At 42.8% G+C, this 23,326-nt stretch carries 20 protein-coding genes; 6 read left to right on the plus strand and 14 right to left on the minus strand.

Annotation, left to right across the window (positions count from 1 at the left end):
- Window positions 1–31 precede the first annotated feature (31 nt).
- Window positions 32–673 carry a DUF2306 domain-containing protein gene (locus tag MHB84_RS28665; protein WP_076288591.1) on the plus strand — a complete coding sequence of 214 codons (642 nt, stop codon included), beginning with the start codon at window positions 32–34 and terminating at the stop codon, window positions 671–673.
- Window positions 674–739: 66 nt separating this feature from the next.
- Here the strand turns inward: MHB84_RS28665 and MHB84_RS28670 are convergent, their stop codons facing one another.
- The 4 genes from MHB84_RS28670 to MHB84_RS28685 all read right to left on the minus strand — a co-directional run bounded on the left by MHB84_RS28670 (window position 740) and on the right by MHB84_RS28685 (window position 4,265).
- Window positions 740–1,591, minus strand: coding sequence for a metallophosphoesterase (locus MHB84_RS28670; protein WP_076288590.1), 852 nt, complete (start codon window positions 1,589–1,591; stop codon window positions 740–742).
- Entirely contained in the window at window positions 1,588–2,778 is a 1,191-nt protein-coding gene (locus tag MHB84_RS28675) for a glycoside hydrolase family 5 protein (protein ID WP_076288589.1), read from the minus strand. The genes MHB84_RS28670 and MHB84_RS28675 overlap by 4 nt, the downstream gene beginning before the upstream one ends.
- Window positions 2,779–2,970: 192 nt before the next feature.
- Window positions 2,971–3,303 carry a chaperone CsaA gene (csaA, locus tag MHB84_RS28680; RefSeq protein WP_076288588.1) on the minus strand — a complete coding sequence of 111 codons (333 nt, stop codon included), beginning with the start codon at window positions 3,301–3,303 and terminating at the stop codon, window positions 2,971–2,973.
- Window positions 3,304–3,356: 53 nt separating this feature from the next.
- Complete coding sequence (locus MHB84_RS28685; protein WP_083678843.1) at window positions 3,357–4,265, minus strand: DMT family transporter; 909 nt, start codon at window positions 4,263–4,265, stop codon at window positions 3,357–3,359.
- Window positions 4,266–4,420: 155 nt separating this feature from the next.
- Between MHB84_RS28685 and MHB84_RS28690 the strand changes: the two genes are divergently transcribed.
- Entirely contained in the window at window positions 4,421–5,326 is a 906-nt protein-coding gene (locus MHB84_RS28690; RefSeq protein WP_076288586.1) for an AraC family transcriptional regulator, read from the plus strand.
- Between the two features lie 66 nt (window positions 5,327–5,392).
- Here the strand turns inward: MHB84_RS28690 and MHB84_RS28695 are convergent, their stop codons facing one another.
- From MHB84_RS28695 to MHB84_RS28715, 5 genes are all read right to left on the minus strand, one after another.
- Window positions 5,393–6,385 carry an aldo/keto reductase gene (locus MHB84_RS28695; protein ID WP_076288585.1) on the minus strand — a complete coding sequence of 331 codons (993 nt, stop codon included), beginning with the start codon at window positions 6,383–6,385 and terminating at the stop codon, window positions 5,393–5,395.
- 228 nt (window positions 6,386–6,613) lie between these two features.
- Entirely contained in the window at window positions 6,614–7,522 is a 909-nt protein-coding gene (locus MHB84_RS28700) for a helix-turn-helix domain-containing protein (RefSeq protein WP_076288584.1), read from the minus strand.
- Between the two features lie 196 nt (window positions 7,523–7,718).
- Window positions 7,719–8,720: a LacI family DNA-binding transcriptional regulator gene (locus tag MHB84_RS28705; RefSeq protein WP_076288583.1), complete on the minus strand. Its 1,002-nt coding sequence runs from the start codon at window positions 8,718–8,720 to the stop codon at window positions 7,719–7,721.
- A 136-nt stretch (window positions 8,721–8,856) separates the two neighbouring features.
- Complete coding sequence (locus tag MHB84_RS28710) at window positions 8,857–9,843, minus strand: Gfo/Idh/MocA family protein (protein ID WP_076288582.1); 987 nt, start codon at window positions 9,841–9,843, stop codon at window positions 8,857–8,859.
- A 1-nt stretch (window position 9,844) separates the two neighbouring features.
- A complete protein-coding gene (locus tag MHB84_RS28715; RefSeq protein ID WP_076288581.1) occupies window positions 9,845–10,864 on the minus strand; it encodes a Gfo/Idh/MocA family oxidoreductase in 1,020 nt (339 codons plus the stop codon).
- Between the two features lie 180 nt (window positions 10,865–11,044).
- On the opposite strand from MHB84_RS28715, the gene MHB84_RS28720 reads away from it, so the two are divergent.
- The 3 genes from MHB84_RS28720 (at window position 11,045) to MHB84_RS28730 (ending at window position 13,963) form a co-directional block, all read left to right on the plus strand.
- Window positions 11,045–11,896, plus strand: a complete 852-nt coding sequence (locus tag MHB84_RS28720) for a MurR/RpiR family transcriptional regulator (RefSeq protein WP_076288580.1) — start codon at window positions 11,045–11,047, stop codon at window positions 11,894–11,896.
- A 109-nt stretch (window positions 11,897–12,005) separates the two neighbouring features.
- On the plus strand, window positions 12,006–12,662 hold the full coding sequence (locus MHB84_RS28725; protein WP_076288579.1) for a TetR family transcriptional regulator: 657 nt from the start codon (window positions 12,006–12,008) through the stop codon (window positions 12,660–12,662).
- 20 nt (window positions 12,663–12,682) lie between these two features.
- Complete coding sequence (locus MHB84_RS28730) at window positions 12,683–13,963, plus strand: MFS transporter (RefSeq protein ID WP_076288578.1); 1,281 nt, start codon at window positions 12,683–12,685, stop codon at window positions 13,961–13,963.
- Between the two features lie 67 nt (window positions 13,964–14,030).
- Here MHB84_RS28730 and MHB84_RS28735 read toward each other — a convergent pair whose 3' ends face one another.
- Entirely contained in the window at window positions 14,031–15,245 is a 1,215-nt protein-coding gene (locus tag MHB84_RS28735) for a sugar efflux transporter (RefSeq protein WP_076288577.1), read from the minus strand.
- A 235-nt stretch (window positions 15,246–15,480) separates the two neighbouring features.
- On the opposite strand from MHB84_RS28735, the gene MHB84_RS28740 reads away from it, so the two are divergent.
- Window positions 15,481–16,389 (plus strand): AraC family transcriptional regulator, encoded by a 909-nt coding sequence (locus tag MHB84_RS28740; RefSeq protein ID WP_076288576.1) that lies wholly within the window; start codon window positions 15,481–15,483, stop codon window positions 16,387–16,389.
- A gap of 55 nt (window positions 16,390–16,444) precedes the next feature.
- Here the strand turns inward: MHB84_RS28740 and MHB84_RS28745 are convergent, their stop codons facing one another.
- The 4 genes from MHB84_RS28745 to MHB84_RS28760 all read right to left on the minus strand — a co-directional run bounded on the left by MHB84_RS28745 (window position 16,445) and on the right by MHB84_RS28760 (window position 23,325).
- Window positions 16,445–17,173 (minus strand): amino acid ABC transporter ATP-binding protein, encoded by a 729-nt coding sequence (locus MHB84_RS28745; RefSeq protein ID WP_076288575.1) that lies wholly within the window; start codon window positions 17,171–17,173, stop codon window positions 16,445–16,447.
- Window positions 17,166–18,608, minus strand: a complete 1,443-nt coding sequence (locus MHB84_RS28750) for an amino acid ABC transporter substrate-binding protein/permease (protein ID WP_076288574.1) — start codon at window positions 18,606–18,608, stop codon at window positions 17,166–17,168. Before MHB84_RS28750 ends, MHB84_RS28745 begins: the two co-directional genes overlap by 8 nt.
- 350 nt (window positions 18,609–18,958) lie before the next feature.
- On the minus strand, window positions 18,959–21,100 hold the full coding sequence (locus tag MHB84_RS28755) for a M1 family aminopeptidase (protein ID WP_143764618.1): 2,142 nt from the start codon (window positions 21,098–21,100) through the stop codon (window positions 18,959–18,961).
- A gap of 281 nt (window positions 21,101–21,381) precedes the next feature.
- Window positions 21,382–23,325: a glycoside hydrolase family 127 protein gene (locus MHB84_RS28760; RefSeq protein ID WP_076288572.1), complete on the minus strand. Its 1,944-nt coding sequence runs from the start codon at window positions 23,323–23,325 to the stop codon at window positions 21,382–21,384.
- Between the last annotated feature and the right edge of the window lies 1 nt (window position 23,326).

A 23,326-nucleotide genomic window follows, 5' to 3' on the forward strand; every position in this document is an offset into this window, starting at 1 on the left:
CAAAAAAGAGTTTCGGGGGTTGTAGTTTGATATGAAGAAACGAGGAACGTTATACGGATGGCTGGCCTGCGTCAGTATTTTCTTTATTGTGTATGCTCTAGTGAAGAACTATTGGATAGACCCTGAAGCTTCAAGCTTTTTAAGCCATAAGACCGGTTCGAAGCGTGAGCTTCATCTTCCGATCTGGCTGAATGTCATGTACGTTCATGTTGCGTTTGCATGTTTGGCCATGGCGTCTGGATTACTCAACTTCTCTAATCGGATTTTTGAAAAGAGCCGCAGGTTCCACCGTATAAATGGTTATGTTTACATTGTGTCCGTAGCGCTTGTTGTACTGACTTCCGGTTATATGGCCCCTTACGCTACTGGAGGGAAAATAAGCAGTATCGGTTTCAACGCGCTTAATATCATCTGGCTATTCACTACGATTACCGCTCTCATTCAAATTAAACAGAAACGAATGGTTCAACACCGGAACTGGATGATTCGAAGTTATGCCTTTTGCTTCACGAACATGTTGATTCACATCATCACTTCCCTTTTTCATCTGGGATTCGGGTTGGCTTATGTTACAAGCTACACTGTAAGTATTTATGGCTCTATTGCTTTGCTGCTAGTTATTCCAGAATTCATCATCAGAATGAACTTCAAATCAAGAACAGCCCCCGAATAATTTTTCGGAGGCTGTTCTGCATTCTTGGTTGCATCTGCCGTGAGTGGTAGCTTTACTTAGTTAACATCAGCTCACAGCGGCAGTCAAACGAATCACGGTTAACTCGGGTTTTGCGAAGAAGCGCAGAGGCATTCGGGTGGTTCCGATTCCTCGATTGACATATAGCTTTAGCGGCTTGCTTTTGCCTTGCAAGGAGTATAGTCCTGCGACATATTTGTGAGCTAATGCAGTTGTAATAAGCGGTTTGATCAAAGGAATTCTGACTTGCCCACCATGGCTATGGCCGGACAGCTGCAGGTCAATCGGATATGCGCTCAATTGGTCCGCAACATCCGGTTCATGGACGAGTAGCAGGTTGAAATCCTGTTTACGGAGCGATTGTAGCGTACGCTTAACCTGCGGCTTTCCAAGCAAAAAATCATCGAGTCCGGCTATGTTTATTTTATCCCCTGTGGCAGTACGGATCGCGTGTACCTCATTGACCAATACGGTAAACCCCGCGTCCTGCATGTATTGCTTATACTTTTGGCTTCCTCCTCCCCCCCTGTCGTGATTTCCGTAAACCGCATATTTTCCGAGAGGTGCATTTATTTTCGCTAATACTCGTTGTGCTTTCTTTCTATTATCTGAGCCAAAGCGTGTGTAATGATCCATTAAATCTCCAGTAAACACTACGATATCTGGCTTCAGACGATTCATACGATCAACTAAGGATTGAAGCTGATCCACCGAATAATCGGAACCCAAGTGGGTGTCAGAAAATTGCACGATTTGAATTCCATTCATAGATACTGGCACGAATTCATTGACGATATCCAGGCGAGTTACTGCCAGAGCTTTAGGTTCAATCTCCCTTGCATAACAGCCGATCCCTAATAGAACAAGCACTAATGCAATGGTGATCTTTCTCCATTTCACTTCGTCAGGCTTTCCTTGATCTCATTCCAAATCGGATTGTCTACCGTACCGCGTAATGGCTGCTCTCCTTTTTCTACGGCATCCAAATACTTCCAGTTGGGCTTCTCACTGCCTAGTTCATAGTCCATCCCATCCCAGGTATCTTCACGAAATGCATAGAAGGCCCAATGCCATCCGTATTCATTAAAGATTGATATCAGATCCGACATGTAGCGTTCTGCACCTTGAACCATTCGATTCGTCCCGAATTCGGAAGCTATAATCCGGTTTGCAGGTATGTTATGATCGGACGCCCATTTGGCGACAGGCTCGACAAATTGTTTCAGGGCCTGACGGTTAAACTCTTTTTCCGTCTCATCATCTCCAACCTTTACGCTCCCCGGATAAGAATACGTAAATCCTTTTTTCTTGTTCTGGCTTGTCATCTCATAAGGCTCATACATATGAAAAGCATACAACACATTAGGATCATTAATCGGTTTCAGATACGTAAAGGCCCAAGGTGTTGCGTAGAGCCCCGAATCCAAAATGATGGGAGTTGTCTGGTCTACCGTCCTGATCTCTTTGGTTATCGTGTCATAGAGTGAATTCAGATCAGCTGCGGTATGTTCCACTTTGGCATACCAATCGGAATAGTCCTGCGTCCAGAAGTCATGAAAACCCGTACCCGTTTCCGGATGAGGTTCATTAATCAGGTTATAGCCGGTGACGGCAGGATGATTCTTCAATCGTTCTGCAAGATCCTTCCAAAACTGAGCGGCCTGCTTGTGATATTCAGTATCATTCCAGATCCGATCATCATTCTTGGCCCCATTGAACTGCCGCCAGCGATCTCCCGGTAAGCTGAGCACCGTAATAATCACTTTCATCCCTTTAGCCTCGGCGGCGTCCAGATCCGCTTTGAGTCGGGCAAAATCCTTTTCCACGATACCTTCGTACTTATCCGAGCTGCCTATCAAAAAATCTGCGTTGATATTGGCATCTGGCTTGTCGTTAAACAAAAAATCTCGATCCTTACTCCACTTATCGGGCGCAAGCCGGACGAACTCTATGCCCTGTTCCCTGGCTGCTTCATAGTTGTCAGGAAGAGATGTGGAGTTCATAAAATTGGTCCCTTTTCGCTGTTCATTCCAGTAGCTCATTTTCTCCGAAGGGACAGCCTGCTTCTCCTCCTGACTGCTGTTCATCCCTGAAATCTCCAATGGCTTTGGAGAAGCAGAGTTAGAACTGCATCCAGCTAGTGCAACCAAAATGGCCGCCGAGAGTAAAACATTTCTTCCGATTGGCCAACTCGATTTTGCTGATATTTTCTTCATGATCAATCACCTCGATAGCCATCTTACCCGTTGTCTGTTACGCCAATATGACAAAACGAGCTATTATCCAATCGGAGTTCCATCGGGCAGTTTGATATCTGGTTTTAACAGAACGACATCCCCTTTTTCGGGTATTCCTCCCAGAACCAATACTTCTGATTTGAACCCGGCTATCCGGCGCGGCGGAAAGTTGACTATCCCTATGACTTGTTTACCGATCAGTTTCTCGGCTGCATATCTTTTAGTAATTTGTGCACTAGACTTTTTTATTCCAATCTCTTCTCCAAAATCAATCTCAAGTTTGATCGCAGGTACTTTCGCTTCTGCAAAAAACTCAGCTTTTGTAACGGTTCCGATACGGATGTCCAGTTTCAAAAAATCATCAATGGTAGCCATATATATATTCTCCTCTTCTACTTGTCTTATAGTTGTAGTTGTGTAAATTCACGTCAAGTTCGAACTTCAGAAACGGTGTATCGCCAAGATTTTGCCCAAAAATATACCCCCATGCCGAGTACAGTCATCATCCCGCCTATAAACTGAAACAGAGAGATGGTCTCTCCCAGAAATACAAAGGCGAGTATGATCGCAAGAACAGGCTCTCCAATAATGCCTACAGAAAGCGTCGTTGCGCCTAAAGATTTCAATAATAGATTAATAAGAAATTGTCCAAAAATGGTTGGGATTATGGCAAGCAACAAGAAATACATCCAATCTGAAGTGTTATATCCGGTCAGGGAGATATGATTAAATAGACTGTAGATAAGCAAGACACTCCCCGCAAGGAAGAAGACAATAACGCTGTACACATTTGCATCGATTTTGTGACTGACTTTTTGTCCAGCAAGCATATATGCCGAAACCGCGATGGTACCCAATAAAGATAATCCATCTCCGACCAACGCCTCTTTAGATACTCCGATGTCACCCCATGCGATAATAACTGACCCTGCAAGAGCTGTGACCAGACATAGAATCGTAACCATGTTTGCTCGTTCCTTGAAGATGAAGTATGACCCGACCAATACAAATAAGGGCTGCAACGATAAAATGACCATGGAACTTGCAACGGAGGTATGCACCAGTGACTCCATCCAGAATAAGAAATGTAAACCGAGAAAGAGTCCGGCTAACAATACAACACTCCAATCTTTTTTGCTCATCTTAAGGTTTCGAAGACTTTTCCAAGGAACAAAAGGAAGCATTAGTATTACGGTTATGAACAATCTGTACATCCCAGCTACAGAGGTTGGTGTCTCTGAGGACTTTATTAATATGGAAGAAATGGAGATGGACAAAATGCTGATAAAAAGCAACAGGTACGGATGAGGCGGATACAACGTTTTATTCATTTTCATACTTACTCCTTCAACATGTTCTATCCAAATTCTGTGCACAGGATTAAGGTGATAAAACAAAGATTGGATATAATAATATCATCGTTAATATTTTAATTGTGTAATAATATCGCTATATTATATATAAATATCACCATTCGAAAGGACGCATTTACATGTCAAAGCAGCTTCACGAGACGATTCTTTTCCCTGATGCTTCATTTCCTTACATTATGTACACAGCTAATTCTGAGAAAATTATTCCTGAAGGTAGAGGATTTAATGACTTGCATTGGCATGAAGAACTACAGATTACATTGGTTACTCAAGGAAGGTTGATTATACAGGTAAACGGTGTTGATCATGAGTTATTAGCTGGTCAAGCTATCCTAATTAATAAAGGAGTCTTGCATGTTACAACACATCTGACCCACAAGGGTCAATATGTGAGTTTTAATTTCCCTGAAAAGCTGTTAGCCTTCTACGCAGATAGTGCCATGGAGAAAAATTATGTCTTACCTTATACAGACTCTTCACTGGTGTCGCTGGTAATCAAGGGCGATGTAGAATGGCAACAGATTGTGCTAGATATGTTATGGGATATGAAAAAGAGATTTGATGTGACAAAAAAATGGGGTTGGGAATATGAGGTTTCGATCAAAACCGTACAATTGTGGTTAATTTTGATTCATAATATTACGCTTTCCTCCGAGGAGGCGCCCAAATATGTAAAGCTTCAGCAAGAGCGCCTTCAACTCATGCTCAGCTTTATCCATCAGCAGTATTCAACGAATATTACCCTGCAAGAAATTGCTGATATAGCACATCTGAGCATCTCGGAGTGCACACGGAGTTTTAAGAAGACCATTCATATGACACCGTATGATTACTTAATTAAGTACCGGATCAAAAAGAGCATGGAGCTATTAATTTCAACCGATTATACAGTAACTGAAATAGCTCATAGGGTTGGTTTTAACCATGTAAATAACTTCATTCAGTCTTTCAAAAAACATCAAAACCAAACGCCTAAAAGTTTTCGGAACTCGAGTAATGAGATCAAACAACAAAGAAAGAATTAGTCTGTTTTCTATGTTGTTCTGTTCAAAAAAACCAATCCGCTTTCCGGATTGGTTTTTCTTCTTACATTACTTAAATCCAACATTAAGTCCATATACCGGATGAGGCACATACGGCTCTTCCAAGAAAGCCATTTCTTCTGATGTTAACGCAATCGATATAGCTTCAGCTGCATTTTCGAGATGGGATGTCTTCGTAGCGCCAATAATCGGAGCTGTAACCGGATTCTTGTGCAGCAACCAGGCAAGAGCGATTTGTACCCGGGGAACGCCGCGTTTTTCTGCGATTTCTGCAACCCGCTCTACTACCAATTGATCGGTGCTGGCTGTCGCATCGTATTTGGCCTTTTGAACCTGATCCGTTTCGGAACGTTGTGTTGTTTCCTGCCAATCTCTGGTCAACCGACCAGAAGCAAGTGGGCTGTAAGGAATTACTCCGATTTTCTCTTCCTGACAAAGAGGTATCATTTCCCTTTCCTCTTCACGGTAGATCAGGTTATAGTGGTTCTGCATCGATACAAAGCGAGTCCATCCATTTCTCTCGGCGACATACAAAGCCTTTTGGAATTGCCATGCTGACATGGCAGAAGCACCAATATATCTTGCCTTCCCTGCCTTCACCACATCATGTAATGCTTCCATGGTCTCTTCAATAGGGGTATGGTTGTCCCAGCGGTGAATTTGATACAGATCCACATAGTCCGTTCCCAGCCTCTTGAGGCTCTTGTCGATCTCACTCATAATTGCCTTTCGAGAAAGTCCGGCGCCATTCGGACCATCATGCATGCGGGAAAACACTTTTGTTGCAAGGACAATTTCATCTCGATTAGCGTAGTCCTTAAGAGCTCGACCGAGAATCTCCTCACTTGTTCCGTCAGCATATACGTTTGCTGTATCAAAGAAATTAATGCCTAGCTCCAACGCTTTCTGAATGACGGGACGACTATTCTCTTCATTCAACACCCATTGATGAAAACCACGTCCTGGTTCACCAAATCCCATGCAGCCAAGGCAAAGCCGAGATACATCCATGCCTGTATTTCCTAATTTCACATATTCCATTGGTTAATCCTCCTCAGACATTTAGGTTGAGACAACGTTGTAACGCATGTGTCAAGAATAACAAGAAAATAGATGCATTTCTTTGCTGCTAAGCTCATTGGATTTGTTTATTTAGCTCATTTGTCTCGAATAAGGAAAAAGCGTTTCACGATATTTTATCGCGAAGCGCTTTACACAAAAGTTGCACATAGTCACTTGTTATTAGAGTATGGACAGAATATGCTGGCCCTATTTAATCTTTTCCTCGCTTCGTTTGCATTGCTGTCTAAACTCCGAGGGCGGAAGCCCGAACTGTAGCTTAAACACTTTGGAAAAATGGGCAACGTTTTCGAAACCTGTTGAGAAACAGACGTCGGTGACGGACAGAGACGTCTCGGCCAATAGTTTCTTGGCTTTGTCCAGCCTCTGATTACGAATCCACTTCAAGGGTGAAGTGTGGTATAGCGTCTGAAAATCCCTCTTGAAGGTAGACAGGCTCCTGCCGGACAAATAAGCCAAATCGCTTATGGAGATGGGATTCGTGATATTCTCCTCCATTATTTTGCCGAAGGTACTGTTTTGATTATGATTCGGTTGCAGTAGTTGATGTAAGAATTGTTCATTGGCTTGCGCCAGATGAAACAGAAGTTCCATGAATTTAAGCCGGATAAGTCCATCTTGTACCTTGTCTGGATGTTCGAAATAGGGTTTCAATGACGCTATATAAGAGCGAGTGAGTTCATTGACCGGAATAATGGACACCGGAGTGATTTGATTCACACAACTTGTCTGTTTGAAGCCAGAAAACTGAACAAACTCTTCGAGCATACTTTCATTCAGGAAAAACATCATATAATCCAGCATAAATTCAGAGCCGGGTTCACCCGACTTTATGTAATCAATACGAATCGATTTGTGAAGAAACACCATTTCATCACTGCGCACAGTGTACTCCTGATCCTTGAATCGGACCGTATACACACCCGATATAACGAACAACAACATGTGATCTTTCAGAAAAAATGAACCTGTTGTCCCCTGTGTATGCAAACAGAATTGAATAACGGATAACCCATCCTGTTTTAAGCTTCCTTGCTTGTCTGGTGCACGTTCCATCTCTTGTGGTGCCTTGATTATCTTTCCGTTTCTCATGGACATGGATAGTCCCGCCTTTTTAGCTTTTAATAATAGAATAACAGGAAACGGAAATCAATGTTTTTGGAATGATATCCATTTGAATGAGACGATAAACCTTTTTTACAGTCTCAGAAGATCTAAGAGGATAATTTCTTATGAAAAGAAAAACAGCCCGTGATTAGGGCTGTAAGGGTGTTCATTGAAAATGTATGTGCACTCATCGTTCAGAAAGGATCATCTGCGAAACAGAGTCTCGCTCGACACACTGTATATTGATCCTATAAGTAGACTCAACAGCTTCTCCTTTTAACATTTGAATGAGTACATGTCCAGCAAAGGAGCCTGCATCTGTTTTGGGTTGTCGAAAAGTCGTAAGAGGCGGATTTAAGTATTCGGTTACATGTATGTTATCAAATCCAATAATGGATAGATCTTCGGGTATGGAAACCTGGTGTTCTTTAAATGCCTCTAAGCCACCAATGGCCATTTCATCATTCGCAAAAAAGACTGCCGTTGGAAGCTCTCCCTCCATTAGCAACTTGGCTGCGTTGTAGCCACCAGTTTTCAGAAATTGGCCGCCAAGTCTCCAATTCTCATTTTCTTCCACCCCAGCTTCATGCATAGCTCTCAGATAACCCTGATATCGCATCAGATTACAATCCGAACTTAAAGGTCCACTAATGTAGGCTATTGCGCGGTGACCTTTATCCAGAAGGAAACGGGTTGCCATATAACCCCCCTGCTCATCATCCATCAGAACATTTACAATATGCTCACTATGGAGTTCCCGGTCCATCACAACAATAGGAAATCCCGTTTCAGCAGCCTGCAACAACAACTCATCTTCAATATTTTCAGCGATTACAATCACGCCGTCCAGCCTTCTCTCTCTGATAAAGCGTGCGGCTGTCGATCGCTCTCCGCCTAAAGAACTGCATACGATCAGATCATATCCCTGACTTATGGCGCTGGATTCAATTCCACTCACCAAGTCGGAAAAATAGGGGACGGACATATCATGAACAATAACACCAATCGTTTGTGTGTTTTTTCGCTTTAATTCGGATGCGGCTCCGTGCTTGATGTAATTAAGCTCACTTGCTGCTGCAAGTACTTTCTGTCTTGTGTGCTCACTTACATGTTTTTTGCCGTTGAGTACATAGGACACAGTTGAACTCGCGACACCCGCTAACTTTGCTACGTCTTTAATCGTTATCATTAAATACTCCCCAAGAAGACTGTTATTGGTTCACTGACATATAAACTTTTTATATCTTTCACCGCATTTTAACACAGTCATCTTGGGAAATGCACAAAAAGATAATACAATAATCATACTGTAATTTCAGAGTATATTATCGATCAGGTCCAAATACAAGATTGGCAGATTGTTTGGCTTGTTCAATAACCTCCATCACCTTCTCGCTATGCTCAAGCATAGCTGTGACTTTCTCCAAATCTTGTTCACGAATCATACGCTCGAATTCAACAAACTCGTCATACATGCGATGAGGATGATCCTTAACATCTACCCGAATCGGCGTTTCCTTATGAAGCGCAAGATCAAAGGATTCACATTTGTTGGTCGAGCTCGTCATATGGATATACCCTCTATTGCCCTGGATGTTCGTTGCATTGGGGGCTGTGCTGTCTTTGGAACCAATGCACACACACTTGAACTCACCGTAGTCCAAAAGCAACATACCTGAAGTGTCTATTCCGCGTTCCATGTTGGCCCAGTATTCCACCTTCTTCGGACTCCCGAAAAGCCCTACGACCAGATGAATATTATACAAATTAATATCCATCAAGGCTCCACCAGACATTTCCGGATTAAATGCCGGCAGCACTTCTCCAGCCTGAAAAGCCTCATAGCGGGATGAATATTGGGAATAGTTACACTCCACAATTTTGATGTCACCCAGTTTGCGCAGGTTCTCCTTCATGGACAAATAGTTCTTCAAATATTGGTTTGTGATGGCTTCGACCAGCACCAGCTGTTTTTGCCGTGCAATCTCTTTAAGTTCAAGAAATTCTTGCAAATTGGAAGTGAACGGCTTCTCACAGATAACATGTTTGCCGCCCAATAATGCTTCTTTGGCATATGCATAATGAAGATGATTTGGTAGTCCGATATAGATCGTATCCACTTCATCATTTGCAATCATATCGCTGTACTCCGAATATATTTGTGCAATACCATACTCTTCCTGCAGAGTTAGCAATTTATCCTGATGACCAGGTCTGGAACATATGACCTCCAACGTAATCGCAGGAATTTCATGAATAAAGCTCAATAGATCCTTTACAATCATTCCAGCTCCGACAATTCCAAGTTTCATATTAGTTACACTCCTTCATACCTTTTTCCAATATTTCCATAACCGCGATCGTTTCTTTGTCTTGAATCACTTTTTCTTTGCCATGGTTGATGGCTTCATAGATATCGTCATACACTCTTGCATAATCGCCTTGTTCAGAGATTACTTTTTCTTCATGGTAGATTCCTGCGTCATCCAGATATGTCAGTACGCCATAATGTTGAGGCAAATCCTTACCAAAATCGGGATGTCCCTCAGGAAGGTAAAATAACTTCAGATGTTCCTCTTGACGATCCTCAGTTTGTTTTACGAATACTCCCTTTTTGCCGTATACTATAAAACTCGGGCGGGGCTTTAAGCGGAAAAAGCTAGATTTGACTGATACTTTCAGCGAAGCGTAATAAAAGTCCAGATCGAAATAATCATTCATTCTGCCAGGCCCCAGCAATTGACGGACATCGTAATGTATCTTGTCCGGTTGCCCGAAATAGGATAATACTTGATCAATGGTGTGAACACCGTGCCCGTATAAATAACTTTTGTATTTGGAAAAATGGGTGGTAGCATTCGGGATCTCCGGTCGATAATAATCGTAATGCATCTCCACTTCCAGCAAATCGCCAAGCTTTCCTGACTCAATCACTTTCTTAGTCGTCAGAAAATCCGAATCATATCGTCGGTTCTGATAACATTGAATCAAGAGATTTTTTTCTTTGGCGTATTGGAAAATGGATTCGGCTTCTTCCTTGGTCAGCATAAAAGGTTTTTCAACAAGTACGTGCTTTCCGTGATCGAGTGCCTTCTTTGCATACTCATAATGAGATTCGGTGTGAGTACATACCACTACTAACTGAATGTCATCGTCATTCATAAAAGCTGCAAGATCATCTGTATACAGAACACCAGGAACTTTCTCCCACTCCGTTTTCTCCGGATGACGGGCGTATATCGTTTTTACTTTCAAATGATCCCGATTCAATGAAAAAGGAAGATGATAACGATTTGTACTTTTGCCATTGCCAATGTAACCGATGGTTAACATATGAATTCCCCCTTAGGCTCTTTTTTGTTTATTATAGAAGAAGAAAATCCTCCGGAGGAGCTTTGAAGAAATTACGGTACATTTGATCAATGTTTTGTAATTCTGATGCCCTCTTTTTAAACAAAATGTTTACTGGACGCTCTACATCAACGTTATTTCAATGAATCCGGGGTGAACCTGTTGAAAATATTGACCCAATTAACAGACATGAACCACTTTACACCAAATGAAAAAAGCATCGCTTCTTATATTCTGACCCATAAGGAGCTAATGCTTCATTTGAATATTCAAGAGCTTGCCAAAGCTACATACACGTCACATTCTGCCATCAATCGCTTAACTCATAAGCTTGGACTTTCAGGGTTTAAGGAGTTCAGTATTAAGCTTGCCCGAGAGTTTCAGCAGGATGCTCAGAACATCTCCAATATCGATCCCAATTATCCGTTCGCTCTTGGCGAATCTTCACTCCAGGTGGCAAAAGATATAGCTGAACTAATGAAAGAAACGATTGAGAAAAACTTTGCTTTTATGGGTGAAGCCTCTCTAACAGAAGCAGCCCATTTACTCGATCAGGCGAAACGAATCTTCATCTATGCGTTGGGGGATTCTCAGATTCGCGCGAAGAGCTTTCAGAATAAATTGATTAAAATCAATAAATACGTCGTGATCACAACAGAGCTATCTGAATGGGCCTACCACACCATAAATCTTACCCCACAGGATTGCGCCATTTTTTTGACCTATCATGAAAAATCGCCCATTTTCCTAAAGGCAGCCCAACATTTCTCGCGTGCAAAAATTCCATTTATTACGATTACCGCGAATCATCAAAGTGAGTTGGCCAAGATGAGTACGATCTGTATCCAGGTGCCGAATGACGAAACAAAACATGCAAAGATCGGTACGTTTTCATCACAAATTGCCTTTGATTACGTATTAAACGTGATATATTCCTGTATCTTTCAAATTGACTACGCCAATAACATGCAAATGACTACTTATTCGTTGAAGAATTTCAATTTGGATGAGTGATATAAAAATAATCAACGCACTTGAAGAATTGTTCTTGCGTTGATTATTTTTTTCTATTGCAAAATGAACCTCGTGTCATTATTATAAAAATGACACGAGGTTCATTTTGATGAAACGGGAAGGAAGTGGTGAAATGTCACCCAGACTAACAGATACTCAAAAAGAACGGAGAAATCTGCAAATACTTGAAGCAGCCAAACGGGTGTTTACCGAAAAGGGTTATGGTGCAGCGACGTTAAAGGATATCATTCAGGAAACTGGTATGAGTCGGGGCTGGATTTACTTGTATTATCAGACCAAAGAGGATATTTTCGAAGCATTACTGGATTATCAGGATGCCGATTATGAACAGTATATCAATCAACTAATGGATTCCTCTTCCTCCATATGGGAAATGGTGACTACGATTTACTCCCAGCAGTTGCAAGAACTCCATCGTTCTCCCCACGGAGGATTGATGCCAGCGTTCTATGAGTACTTTCTGGTCGGGTGGCGCGAAGAGCCCCGCCGCGAGCTGCTTCTTAAACGATATGAAAAGGGAATCGCACAGTTTGCGGAGCTGCTTCGAATCGGTGTGGAACGTGAAGAGTTCTCACCTGTCATGAACATTATGGATATATCCAGACTCGCAGCTTCCTTTCAGGAGGGGATTATGACTCACTACATTGCCATTGGTCCTGAAAAAGCAAACACTCGGATGCAGTATGAGGCACTGATGCTTTATTTGAAGAATCTGCTCCATCCAGTATCGATCAAAGAGATGTAACATTAGGGGGGAAGGAAGGAATGAAGACGCTCTTTCGTAATTCAACGTTCTGTAAGCTTTTCATTGCGGCTTTTGCGTCACAGCTAGGAACCGTGATTGGAAATATGGCATTCGCCTTTTATTTGGTAGACAGGTATAGTGAGCGCCCATCACTCGCTACGATGGCAGAGCTGATGTATTCATTGCCTACCTTGACTGTGTTCTGGATCGTTGGTGTCATCGCTGACCGATTCGACCGCAAGCATATTGCCGCCTACAGTGACTGGATCAGGGCAGGCCTTACCCTGCTGCTGCTATTATTTGTTCATTATGACATGCTGTTCTTCTGCTTTTTGATGCTCTTCTTACGCAGCTCGATATCCAAATTTTTTGGTCCAGCAGAAATGGGATTGCTGCAAGGCAGCATTGATCAGGACCAATACGTTCAGGCCTCCGGCCTCAATCAAATGATCATGGGGATGTTCATGCTTTTTGGCATGAGCTTAGGAGCAGGGGCCTATCATTTTATCGGCATTAAAGGTGCCTTTATCATCGACTGTGTCAGTTTCCTGATCTCCGGTCTTCTATTAGCCTGGGGAGATTTCCCCGAACGTGCCCGTATCCCCAACGGAAGAACCTCTATTCGGGAACTACGGCTATCACTTCTTTTTAAGGATTTCTGGCATGGCCTTCGGTATATTTCCGAAAATCGATTGCTTCTCGTACTGATTAGTGGATTTCTGTTTTTCGGTATTGTAAACGGTGTCTTCTCTGTACTCCCCATCTTCACCATGAAATACAAGCTAAGCCCCGACAATTACGTCGTTCATTCTTCGCTTATTACTGTCTTTATGGGGATCGGCTTTCTGATAGGCAGTATCATTGCTCCTCACTTCATCCGGCGCTTCACAAGAACTCCGATTTTGATATCGGGGCTAATCATTTCCAGCCTGCTCATCGGAGGACTTGGAACAACCGTGCGGATCGAAGTCTATCTTGTTCTCATCCTGTTGGCGGGAATCACCATAGCTCCCATTAACATTGCGCTTGGCAGTTGGATGCCAGAGCTTGTTCCCCCGCAAAATATGGGCCGAGTTAATTCATTAATCGAGCCAATTATGATGCTTGGGCACTCACTGGCTCTGGGAGGTATCGCCCTCACCTTTCCATTCTGGTTATCGGTCACCTGGCTGCATTACATGCTGGCATTCTGCACGATCGCTGTCAGCTTTTTCTATCTAAGATTCCTGCCCTCCCTGGTTCGTAACCAATTGGTTTATTCAACGGGCGAGAAGGCCATTGCAGATGAAAAAGAAGCCTAAACAAGATTCACCTGAGTGAACACCTGCCAGCCTCTTTCTTTTGAACATGGAATTGAAGCAATAAGAACTACGCGGAGTGTCCTGCTGTTGGTTTGGCTTTTGAATGAACCCTTGTCGCCCATAGGATCAACACAGAGAAAATCATGATAACGATACACATCCAGTACACATGACGAAATCCGATGATTTGGGCAAGAATACCGCCGCCCATATTTCCCACAAGACGACCAATAATAGAGCCATTGTAATAGAGCGTCGTGGACTGTCCCGGTGAATGAGGCAACAAATCCGTGAAATAGCTTAGTCCATTCCCCATCACAATGGCTACATATATTGCCTGCAGGAGCTGCGCCGCGATAAGCTGCCAGGAATGGGTGGATAGGCTTAAGATGGCGTAATAAACAAGCCCAACAAAACAACCGATTATCAACAAAGTGTGGTTTGATATCTTCTTGCCCAAGGAACCTAATACAAGCATAATGGGGATCTCCAAACAAGCAGAGATACTAACGACCAATCCAACTTCCATCGGTGTACCCTGAAGCTCATGAACAATAAACAACGGTGTGTTGATGGTATTCATCGCATTTACAGCAAACAGGAAGATAAAGGCGATAAACGGCAGCATGATTTTTTTGTTTTTCAGCGATGAAGTGTGTGCGCTTTTTACTTTATCCTTATTTTGCTGGACTAATTTTCGTCTTTGTAGAAAAAAGAAAACAAGAAATGCGATGGTAATATAGATAAAGGACGTGCCCAGAAAGAGACCCTTATATCCAAGTACACCCAATATAACTGTACCGACAAGTGGTCCAATCAGGAAGCCTAAGGACACAAGTGAACGTAATATAGACATTGCGAACGTTTTATCATTGTTTTGACTTGCTACTGCCGATTCCTGTGCATAGGCGTAGATTTGCGGCATCGCAGGTGCGCCTAATCCACTAAAAAAAGTTATGACAACCAACAGAATAATGAATTGATCAAATACCAAATATGAAGCGTATCCCAACGCAGACGATATCATTGCCAAAATAATTAACCATTTCCGATCCAAGCCGCGATCTGACCGTTTGGCAATAAGCGAGTTGACCAGTACTCCACCTAATGAACTTACTGCCATGAAAACGCCAAAGGTTCCCATGCTCATTCCCAAAACTTCGGTGGCATACAAGGACAGATATGGCTGAGTAATTGAAATACCTATTCCGACCAGCAGAATGCAAATGATGAATAAACGATATCCTTTTATCTCAAACAGATTTTTAATCCGTGTAAACAAATTCTCACCTCCAGTCAGAACGCATTTCGTTAATAGCGAGAGAACGATTTTTCATTCTGATTCTCCTCTCTAAAAAAGTAAGGCTGTTGCCGTGTCTCTGTCATCCAATTATGCACCAAGTGAATTTAAGACCGATAACCAATTCATCGCAAAAGATTGCCTAATCTTCTCAAGACCATTTATATATAGGATCTTCATGGTTTATAATTGGGCTATTCCGTTGAAGGAGGATATTATGTCTAAGCCCATATATAAGCAACAGGAAGATCTTGCCCGTGTTATTCAGCAATATTCAGAACACGAAGGTTTAAATGAAACTGCGATTCCTTCTTTATTTTTTATTCGTCGCTCATCAGTGACCGGTCCGAAGCATGCTGTTTACAAACCGTCCTTGTGCATTATTGTTCAAGGTGCAAAAGATGTATGGCTGGCCGAGGAGCGCTTCAGATACAGTCCAGCCGATTATCTTGTGGCCTCCTTGGACCTTCCGGTTACCGCACAAGTGGTTGAGGCTTCCTCAGACGCTCCCTATTTGGCTCTAAATCTTGTATTTACGCCGGAGCAAGTGCTGGATGTATTACGCGATACCGAATTGCGAGGTAGGCGGAAGGAAAATGCCAAACGAGGCATATATGTTAGCCCGACGGAGTTAACGATGTTGGATGCCCTAATTCGATTAGTCCGGTTGCTGGATAAACCAAAGGATATCTCGATATTGGCCCCTCTGTACATCAAGGAAATTCTCTACAGAGTTCTTGAAGGTGAGCATGGAGGCATGTTAGAGCAGATTGCACTTGAAGGAAGTGCTACGTACCGCATCCGAGATGTGATTGAACGGATTGTAAGTAGTTATAATCAAACGTTTCGCATCGAGGAGCTTGCGGAGATTGGAAAAATGAGCGTGGCTTCACTGCATAGACATTTCAAAGAGGTTACCGCCATGAGTCCTATTCAGTTCCAAAAACAATTAAGACTGCAGGAAGCAAGGCGTCTGTTATTGTCTGAATCGACGGATGCTGCGGATGTTGCTTTCCAGGTCGGCTATGAAAGTCCTTCACAATTCAGTCGTGAATATTCTCGCATGTTTGGTTTTCCGCCAAGAGAAGATGTAAAACGTCTACGAGCAATGACCCATTCAAATTAAATGCACACCAAAAACCCCTCAAGAAATGATCTTGAAGGGGTTTTGATTTGGCTTTTTAGAGTACTTTCTCCAAGAAGCTGATCGTCCGTTCATTTTTTGGATTTCCGAATATTTCAACAGGGGTGCCCTGCTCTACAACATATCCACCATCCATGAAGACAACCCGATCCGCAACTTCACGGGCAAAGCCCATTTCATGAGTCACGATAATCATCGTCATACCTTCGCTCGCAAGATCCTTCATTACACCAAGGACTTCGCCTACCATCTCGGGGTCGAGCGCCGAAGTTGGTTCATCGAATAACATAACGTCCGGATTCATGGCAAGCGCACGAGCGATCGCTACGCGTTGTTTTTGTCCCCCCGAAAGTTGGTTGGGATAGCTGTTAGCTTTATCCGACAAACCAACCCGATCCAGTAAACGAAGTGCCGTATCACGTGCTTCCTGTTCTTTTAATTTCCCAAGTTCTTTGGGTGCAAACATAATATTTTTGAGCACGCTGAAATGAGGAAACAGGTTAAAGTGCTGAAATACCATACCTATGTTCTCGCGAGCTTTGTTAATGTTCGTTTTGGGATCATTTAGATCCCTATCATCTACGATAACCCGTCCAGCTGTGATCTCATCTAGCTGGTTTATGCAGCGCAAAAACGTACTTTTACCTGAACCTGAAGGTCCAATGACACAGACAACTTCACCTTCGTTGACCGATATATCGATGCCCTTCAGCACATGATTCGTGCCAAAACTTTTCTTTAATCCTTCTACTTTAATTTTACCCACGACGAACCCTCACCTCCAGGTAGTCAGCAATTTTAGTCAATGTGATGATAACAATCAGGTACATAATCGCAACAGTCAACCAAATGTCAAAAGAGGCGAATGTTCTTGCGATGACAATCTTACCGGATTGCGTCAACTCCACCAGACCAATAACGGACAAGATCGACGTATCTTTCAATGTAATAACCATCTGATTAATGAATGAAGGAATCATAACCCGTATGGCCTGAGGGATTACAATCTTTATCATCGCTTTGCGATAAGGAAGCCCCAATGAACGGGCGGCCTCCATCTGTCCACGATCAATCGATTGAATACCCCCGCGAATAATTTCCGTTACGTACGCTCCTGCATTTAGACTCAACGTCAGAATGGCGGCCAGGAACAGTGGCATGGTGAAGCCCATCGCCTGAGGAATCCCGAAATAAATAAATAATGCCAGGACGATCAACGGTATCCCGCGGAAAATATCCACAAATACAGTAGCAACAACACGAAGAAACTTATTTTGACCCACTTTCATAAAAGCAAAAATCAAGCCGATGATAAAGGCGAAAAACAGCGACATAATCGTATACAAGAGTGTTTTCCCCATACCTTTGAACAGCACAGGTAGAGATTTTTGAACTAATTCCCAACGACCCTGGTTTGCGACAACATTCTCGCCAAGGTAGTTCTCTTTTATACGATCATACTCCCCGCTTACCTTAATATTCGTTAGGCCGTCATTAAACATCTTTAGGAGTTCCTGATTCTGCCCCTTGCTAACCGCAAATCCATAGGAAGCCCCATCTTCTTTCTTGGTCACGATTTTTAAACCGTTATTTTGTTTTACCCCGTAAGCCAGTACTGGATAATCTTCAAAACACGCTGCTGAATTCCCCGTCTTTACATCGTCATACATTTGTGAAGAATCATCAAACGGAACGATGGTAAAGCCGTATTTTGAGGCGATGGATTCAGCAAAGCTGTACCCTTCTGTGCCAGTCTTCACGGCGACTTTTCTACCGCGAAGATCTTCGTAACTTTTTACGGTATCGTTATTTGCGCTCACACCCATAACTACACCTGAATCGAAATAGGATTCTGAAAAATCAAACTTTTGTTTGCGTTCATCCGTGATACTCATCCCGGCAATGACGCCATCCACCTGATTGGACTCAAGAGCTTGCACAGCCGCATTAAATCCCAGGGCTTTGATTTGATAATTGAAGTTCTGGTCTTTGGCGATCGCATCCAGCAAATCCATATCGATGCCTACATAATCCCCATTTTCATCTTGATATTCAAACGGTGCAAATGTGATGTCCGTGCCGATCACATAGGTTTTACCTGAATTGGAGTTTGCATTGGCATCCCCCGACCATCCGGATAACCCCGCCACTAGGAGCAGAATTAGTGATAGTACAAAAAATGAGACCTTGGTTGTTTTCATATGTCCTCCTCATCTCGGTGTTCTCCGAATCCTAATCATTTTCTTGTCATTGATGTTACTGTCGTGTCGTACATTTTTAGGTGTCTTTGCACATTATATTGTTATTATTTGCAGTATATTAACAATCAATGCTTTCCCTAACATTCTTCATGTTCCTCCGCAACGTTTTATTTTACATCCATTTAAAGATCCACGTTATATTTACCCTTCAGGACAGGTTTTAAAAACCTAAAATGAACTTAAATAAAAAAAGTCGCCATATAGGCGACTCTATAACAGACAATATGATGATCTTCGCATGACAATTGCCAAGGTATTTAATCTTTCTTTATAAGAATGGACACTTCGGGTTATTCTTCAGCGAAAAATTTTGAAAGTGGATTTTCCACTTTTTTATCCAATGTTACCTTGCCCTTCTTGTCCAACATATAGTACTGATAATAAGCGCTGCTGAATCCAATGGATTCTTGCATCTTCATCATAAATGGTTCAAGACTCCCACTGCTCAGATGATCTTCATTCCAGAAATAGTGCAGCATCAAACGATTTTGATTATAAGGGTGTTTGATCACATAGGCTCCCGCAGCAGACGGTTGGTTCATAGTCGTTTTCCATTGAAAACCGATATGGGTAGCACGGTCTATAATGCTGGATTTTAATGCTTGTACAAAACCATTTGATTTGGCGTTACCAAGTACAATCAGGTTGCTGGTAGCCAGTTCTTTTTTCATTTTTCGCTTCAATTCCTGCCGGTCCTGGATCAGGTCATACTTCACTCCGGTTAAATCCAGAAGAGTTGTCAGTTGGTTTACCATAGCTTCCTGTTGTTTGTTCGCTGCCTTGCTCACCTGATCACTTAGCACAATGGCTAATCGCTCACCTTGAAGGGCTTTATCCATCACACGGCTCATCGTTTCAAAAGGTAAATTCGGAACCTGAGTTAACGCTGATCCATACAGCGATTGAAACTGATCATGCAGGTATGCCGTTTTCTCCTCATTCGACAGTTGATACTCGGGCTTCAGCGTAAAATTAGGCTCATATAAAACCGTCTTCATATCATCTCGCGCCTCTTTCCCCAGTACATCTTCTATCGTTTGAAGAAGTCCGTCAATCGTAGCGTTTTGGTACACATAGCGTTTAAAATACTCTTTCATAAAGGCATCGAATTTCTCTTCACCGACGGAACGGTACAATTGGTATATCGCTTGACGGCCTTTATCGTAATAAACTGGGCTTGCCCAATCTCCCACCTCGTCATTAGTTGAAGCAATAGCCTTATCCACAGTGGAATCGTCAAATTGGATGGACTTGAAGCCATTCATCGTATCCCCCTGCTTCTCAGAAAAATACACTTTGGAGAAATCTGCAAATCCTTCGTCCAGGAAAGACTCTGTCTCCGAGTTATTCCCGATTAACGCATGAAACCACTGGTGCGCGATTTCATGCACAAATACGGTGTCCTGTTCTGGAGCAGAATTTATTCCGATTTGCCCCATTTGGATTAGCCTTGAATACTCGATAGCTACACCTTCTACATATGATTCAACAATCCGAAATTCAGGATAAGGGTATTTACCGTATTTATCACTGAAAAAATCAATGGCTTTGAATGCTTGATCAACATACCCATCAACGATTTTTTTCTTACCTGGCTGGTTGTCAAAATAATAATACTCTACGGTGAGGCCATTCCGGGTTACGCTGTCCACTTTGAAGTTTGGGCTGGCAAAGAAAGCAAACTCCCTCGTATTCTCAGCTACGGTGGATACCACTTTGCGTCCAGTCTCTGCATCATCCCGTGTGGTTATCGTACCAGGCATCACTACCTGATATTGATCGGGAACATTGAACTGAACTTCATAATCCGCGGAAGTATAATAATCCGTTTCAAATGTTTTACTATAAGGTTTGCTATCCCATTCATGCTTGGCCTCATCATAGACTGACATTACAGGGAACCAATGAGCCCCATTGATAATATCTTTGTAATACGATAACCGCTGTGAGCCATAGGGAATCTTCAGATTAAAGTGGACTTGAACCGTCACGGATTCACCAGGCTGAAGGTGTTGCTCCAATTTCACCGACATAGCTTGGTCTTTATTACTGAAATCAAGGGCTTGCCCACCGGTCGTCACCTTCTCAATATCAATTCCTCCAAGAAAGTCTTCCGGTTTCTTATCAGGGTTATTTTTGCTAATCTCTTCATTGGAATGTTTAAACATGGTCGTCTGTGTCGATTCCGAAAGATTGGCATCAGCATAAGTATGAAAAACCAGTTGCTTCAATGTATCTTTGCTCGTATTTCTGTAAGTAATGGATTCACTCCCCTCTATGGTCATCTTCTTCTCATCCAGCCGGGCTTGAATTCGATATTGGATAGGCGCTTGAGCCTGAATATCTTTTGTTGCTTGTGAAATAGCTGATACAGGAGCTGCATTAGCGGCAGCACTACCCGTACTTATGATCGGGCATGCGGTCAGAATCATAGCGAGTGCGCTGATGGCTGTTATTCTGATTCGATTTGATGTGTATGAACGTGTATGATTGATATAAATCTCTCCCTCGAATGATTTTTGAAGCTCAGAGGCAAGTATAGAAGATCAACCTTACATTGGTTTAATGCGGATCTTAAATTTCGTTTAAAAAAAGAAGCTGTTTGTATTAAATGAGCATGACCATAAAGCAAAAAGTCGCCATTTAGGCGACTTTTTGTAATTGTGTCTCTTTACCGATTTTCAATGAAAGGTGTCACAAACGAATTATAGAATCAGGTACGAAGCCAAACATTCATTTCTCCGGCTTGTCGATTGCCCCATAAATAATAAGGGATTGCTGTGAGTTGTACTGGTTTGACGTTTTTGTGTAACGGCTGGTAAGGTTGATTATCCAACCACACGGATTCATCCACAAGTAGCCCATCAACTTCTACAGTAATGCAGCCACCAAGCAGTTCAGGCGTTTCGTGTTCTCTCAACTCTGGCTCCTCTGCGAATGAGAGTGAAGACAGTGGAGATCCATTATCCACTTGCTCCAGGCAATAAACGAGTGGGCCGCGTTGGATGGCAGCTTTCCCAGCATCTGGCCGGATCAGAGGATGAGCAGCGATCAATTGGGTCTCTAGTGGCAATATCCACTCTACTGTATCACCATCGGACCAGGCACGTTCCATTTTTGCATAACCATTATGCTTACGATAATGTTGAGGTTCTCCGTTGATCTTTAATATTGGATCCTGACTTTGAAACCACTGAGGAATGCGGACTGCAATCTCAAATGGAGCAGCTTTAGCATCATTACCAGCCAAAGAAATCGAGAACTCCACCTTTCCATGCCACGGTAATTCGGATCGTTGGTGTACTGTTACTTGCAGACCGTCTCCTGTCACCCATTGAAGCTCGCTACCGATAAACAAGTGCACATACACCGTTTTTCCGTCATTAGATATGTCATAAATATAATCATGAAGTGAACTCAATAAACGTGCCACATTAGGCGGACAGCATGAACAACCAAACCATTTCTGCCGTACGGGCTTCACATGATGTTTGTCTGGATTTTTTTCACTTGCGTCCGGGTATACCTCTAGTGGATTTACATAGAAGAAATGTTGTCCATCTTTGGACATGCTGCCAAGCACATTATTGTATAGTGCTCTTTCCATGACGTCAGCATAGTCACTTTTGGCTTCCAATTGCAGCATCCGACGTGCCCAGAAAATTAGTCCAATGGAAGCACAGGTCTCTGCATAAACCGTATCGTTAGGCAGATCATAGTCAAACGTGAATGCTTCCCCCAGATGTGTTGCACCTATGCCGCCGGTAATATACATTTGCTTGCGCGTTGTATTGATCCAGAGCCGCTCACAGGCTTCTTGCAAACTTGAATCATTCGTGAGGCGTGCCAAATCGGCCATGGCGGTGTACATATAGACTGCACGAACAGAGTGACCCACAGCGACCGTTTGTTCTCTCACTGGCAGATGAGACTGATATACCTCAAGATTGGGAGTCCCCTGTGACCAAATATTTTTCCGTCCCCGGCGTTCCCACTCTTCCACGAAATAACTTGGCTTGTTACCGCGCTCATTAATGAAATAACTGCTCAGATTCAAATAACGTTGTTCTCCTGTAACGTTGTACAGTTTAACCAGAGCTAATTCAATTTCCTGGTGCCCGCAATACGCCTGAATTTTACCTTGCTCGGTTCCAAACAAGCTATCAATGAGATCAGCGAACCGACATGCGATGTCGAGAAAAATGCGCTTCCCTGTCGCATGATAATATGCAACTGCTGCCTCTATCATATGTCCAGCACAATATAGCTCGTGAGCTTCATACAGATTGGTCCATTGTCTTCCAGGCTCTTTAATGGTGAAGTAGGTATTTACATAGCCATTTTCATGTTGAGCTTGACCAATCAGATCAATCACTTCATCAGCGATGCTCTCCAGCTTGGGATCAGGATGGTTACCGATCGAATAAGCAACCGCTTCCAACCATTTGTAGAGATCACTATCCTGAAATACCCATCCCCCGAATTCACCTTTCTCCAAGCCAGCTGCAATTCGGAAATTACGGATGGCATAGCTCGGCTCCGCGCCTTCGATTCGGTCATTGAGCGCTTCCCATTGATAAGGAATGACAGTCTGACGGACTAATTCGGAGTATTCTTTCCAGAAGGTGTCTTGAATGGCTACTTTGGCTTTTCGCATT

The sequence above is a fragment of the Paenibacillus sp. FSL F4-0087 genome (assembly GCF_038020215.1).
GTDB lineage: Bacteria > Bacillota > Bacilli > Paenibacillales > Paenibacillaceae > Paenibacillus > Paenibacillus taichungensis.